The 3,229-nt window shown below is 62.5% G+C and carries 4 protein-coding genes; all 4 read right to left on the minus strand.

From position 1 onward, the window contains the following. The coding region (locus LJE91_11120) for a glyceraldehyde-3-phosphate dehydrogenase (protein ID MCG6869244.1) at positions 1 to 188 on the minus strand (188 nt) is incomplete at its 3' end. 102 nt (positions 189 to 290) lie between these two features. Next, positions 291 to 1,379, minus strand: coding sequence for an ACR3 family arsenite efflux transporter (arsB, locus tag LJE91_11125; protein MCG6869245.1), 1,089 nt, complete (start codon positions 1,377 to 1,379; stop codon positions 291 to 293). 3 nt (positions 1,380 to 1,382) lie between these two features. Further along, positions 1,383 to 2,291 carry an MBL fold metallo-hydrolase gene (locus LJE91_11130; GenBank protein MCG6869246.1) on the minus strand — a complete coding sequence of 303 codons (909 nt, stop codon included), beginning with the start codon at positions 2,289 to 2,291 and terminating at the stop codon, positions 1,383 to 1,385. 231 nt (positions 2,292 to 2,522) lie between these two features. After that, the gene (locus LJE91_11135; GenBank protein ID MCG6869247.1) at positions 2,523 to 2,876 is read right to left on the minus strand and encodes a metalloregulator ArsR/SmtB family transcription factor; all 354 of its coding nucleotides are present in this window, start codon (positions 2,874 to 2,876) and stop codon (positions 2,523 to 2,525) included. Between the last annotated feature and the right edge of the window lie 353 nt (positions 2,877 to 3,229).

Genomic DNA, 3,229 nt, shown 5'->3' on the forward strand with positions numbered 1-3,229 from the left:
GCGTCAGAACCGCACTCACGGTCCCAGGCGCCGTGCACCGAATCGAATTTGAGCAGGTGCGCCGAGCCCGCGGCATCGGTCGCGATCTCGTTGACCTGCACCACCTTCAGTTCGTCGCTGCCCCAACCGGCCCGTAGGCCCAACCGTCCCATACGGCCGAAGCCGTTGATCCCCAAGCGAACTGACATGACGACATCTCCCTGACTGTAATTTGCGCCCGCATCACGGGCTTCTAAATGACCGCCGTCCCGGTCGCGAGATGACGGCCGGAATCACGAATGCGGTGCCGTCTATGATGACCCCATGTTCGCCCCACGCTCGTACCACCCGCGTGTCGAATTCACGATCCGCACCACGGACAGCATGACGGGAACCTCCACCAGCACCCCGACTACCGTCGCCAGGGCCGCGCCGGAATCGAATCCAAACAGCACGATGGCGGTGGCCACCGCCAGTTCGAAGAAGTTGCTCGCGCCGATCAGGGCCGAGGGGGCCGCCACGCAGTGCGCGACGCCGAACCGCCGGTTGAGCCAGTAGGCCAGGCCCGAGTTGAAGTACACCTGGATCAGGATCGGCACGGCCAGCATGACGATCACGAGCGGCTGGGCCAGGATCTGCTCGCCCTGAAACCCGAACAACAGCACCAGTGTCGCCAGCAGTGCGGCGAGTGAGATCGGGTGCAGTGCGTTCAGCAGACTTTCCAACGCCGCTTCGCCGCCTTTCCCGAGGATGCGCCGGCGCCACCACTGGGCGAAGGCGACCGGGATGACGATGTAGAGCACCACGGATAGAAACAGTGTTTCCCAGGGTACGGTGATCGCCGACAGCCCGAGCAACAGTCCCACGATCGGCGCGAAGGCGAAGATCATGATGGTGTCGTTGAGCGCCACCTGGGTCAGGGTGAAGTTGGCGTCACCACCGCTCAGACGGCTCCACACGAACACCATCGCCGTACAGGGCGCAGCGGCGAGCAGTATCAGCCCCGCGATGTAGGCGTCGATCTGGCCCGCCGGCAGGTAGGGCGCGAATACCCCCCGGATGAACAGCCAGCCCAGCAGGGCCATTGAAAAAGGCTTGACTGCCCAGTTGATGAACAGGGTGACACCGACGCCCTTCCAGTGCTCTTTCAGGTGATGCATGGCACCGAAGTCGACCTTCAGCAGCATGGGGATGATCATCAGCCAGATGAGCAACGCGACCGGCAGGTTGACCCGCGCGACCTCCATGCGGCCGATAGTCTGGAACAATGCCGGCAGCCAGTGACCCAGCACGATGCCCGCGGCGATGCACAGCCCGACCCATAGCGTCAGATAGCGTTCGAAGAACCCCATGGTGCCGCCGGCGGCACGCCGGGCGGTGACCTCGCATCGGGCGCTCATGGGTTACTGTCCCTCCATCTGCAGGTAGCTGCGGTTGATGTTCGTACGATGCCAGTCGTCGAAGTGCTTCAGGTGCGCGAATCGGGGTTCGTCGTCGAGGCGATTGACCACGTCGTCCAGTTCTTCCCAGTCTGCGACCGAGGCATCGACCTGCTCGATCAGCCAGTCGAGATAGTCGCCGGTCTCGCGTCCGGCCTTAGCAAGGTCACACACGCCGCCATGACCGGGTACGATCACCTTCGGTTTCAGGGTCTCCACCCGGTGGAACGCCTCGCGCCAGCTGCGCACGTCGCTCCAGGGATGCACACCCAGCATTCGATCCACGTAGATCAGGTCCCCGCTGAACAGGACCCCCTGCTCCGGCAACCAGACCACCGCGTCGCCGGGGAAATGGGCATCCCCCGGATAGAACAGGACCACCGACACACCGCCCAGCGTCCGCTCCAGCCGGTCGGTTTCGGCGGGCGGTTCCGCGTAGGTCGGCAACGTGCCGGCCAGTTCCTCCTTCAGGATCGGTTCAAGCCGGTCCAGATGCTGATCGGCGAACCTTTTCTGGGTTGCGACCGTACGCGTCAGGGCGATGATCTCGGCCCCCTGTTGACGAAAATACCCGTTGCCCAGCCACCGGTGATCCTGGCTTCCGGTATTGATTACCCAACGGATCGGTTTATCCGTAATCGAGCGGATTGCGGCCTCGATGAGTCTCGCGCCAGCGGTCGATGCACCACTGTCGATGAGCACCACGCCGTCAGGTGTAACCACAAAACCGAGATTGTTGTTCAGGGCGTGGTTTTCGGCCGTGCGGCCGTCAGTAGGACCCACGATCGCATAGACACCCTGGGCGACCGGCGTCGCAGTCGGCGTGTAGGCGCGAGCGCTGCCCGCCGCTGCGACGAGCAGTAGGATTGACATCGCAGTCTTCATTTCCAGGTCACTCCATCGGCTCCCGGCGAATCGATCTGCCCGATCTCATCGAGCCGTTCCTGCGTATCCACCATCAACGTATCGAATGGCCATTGCCTGCACGCGGCGCCTTGCTGCGAAACACCAGGGGAGCGCTGAATCCGTAATTATCGGTTGGACAGAGCACAAGTTCGGTTTGGGAAATTGCGGGCGCTTTCGATACCGGATTCTGCACGGTCCTCACGCGCAGCGCGGCGCCCCGGGCCGGTTCGGCATACCCTCCAGGGCTGCGCGGTCGTTCTCGTAGGGCACCAGACCCGACAGGCCTCCGGCGGTGTCCTCGAGCACCCGCCTGACCCAGCCTGGCAGGGATGGATTGATCCGGTAGTGGATCCAGAGCCCCTCGCGCCGGTCCGTAACCAGGCCTGCCTCGCGTAACTGACCGAGGTGGCGGGACATGTGCGGCTGAGCCGCGCCGATGGCATGAGTGAGCTCGCAGACGCAGAGTTCCTCTTGCGCCAATAGAAGCAGCAGGCAACGCAGACGGGTGTCATGGGCAAGCGCGGGAAAGAGCGTCGCGGGTTCTATATCCATTTCGCCGAATATACTCTGCAATGCATATTCTATCAATCGTATATTTTTGACCGAATCGTGACAGCCCCACGAACGTCGGTTCGAAACCTACTCGAAGGGATGCGCTCAGGCGATTTCTGTCAAATGACATACCACCCTGCTTGTCTTTTCGTCCGTCCTCTGTGTTGCGACAACCGTTGCATAGTTCGACTATGCGCCAGTTGTCGCGCCTGGATGACGAACGATCCCGGCGCGGCGCTGTCCCTGCTTTGCTTGGGCACCGGTCTTGGGCTTCCTGCCCAAGCCGTTCACTGCTTCGCAGTTCACCCGGCGCGATCTGGTATGCCATTTTCGGCAATCGCCTTAGCTCGCAA

The organism is Gammaproteobacteria bacterium (assembly GCA_022340215.1).
Classification (GTDB): Bacteria; Pseudomonadota; Gammaproteobacteria; order JAJDOJ01; family JAJDOJ01; genus JAJDOJ01.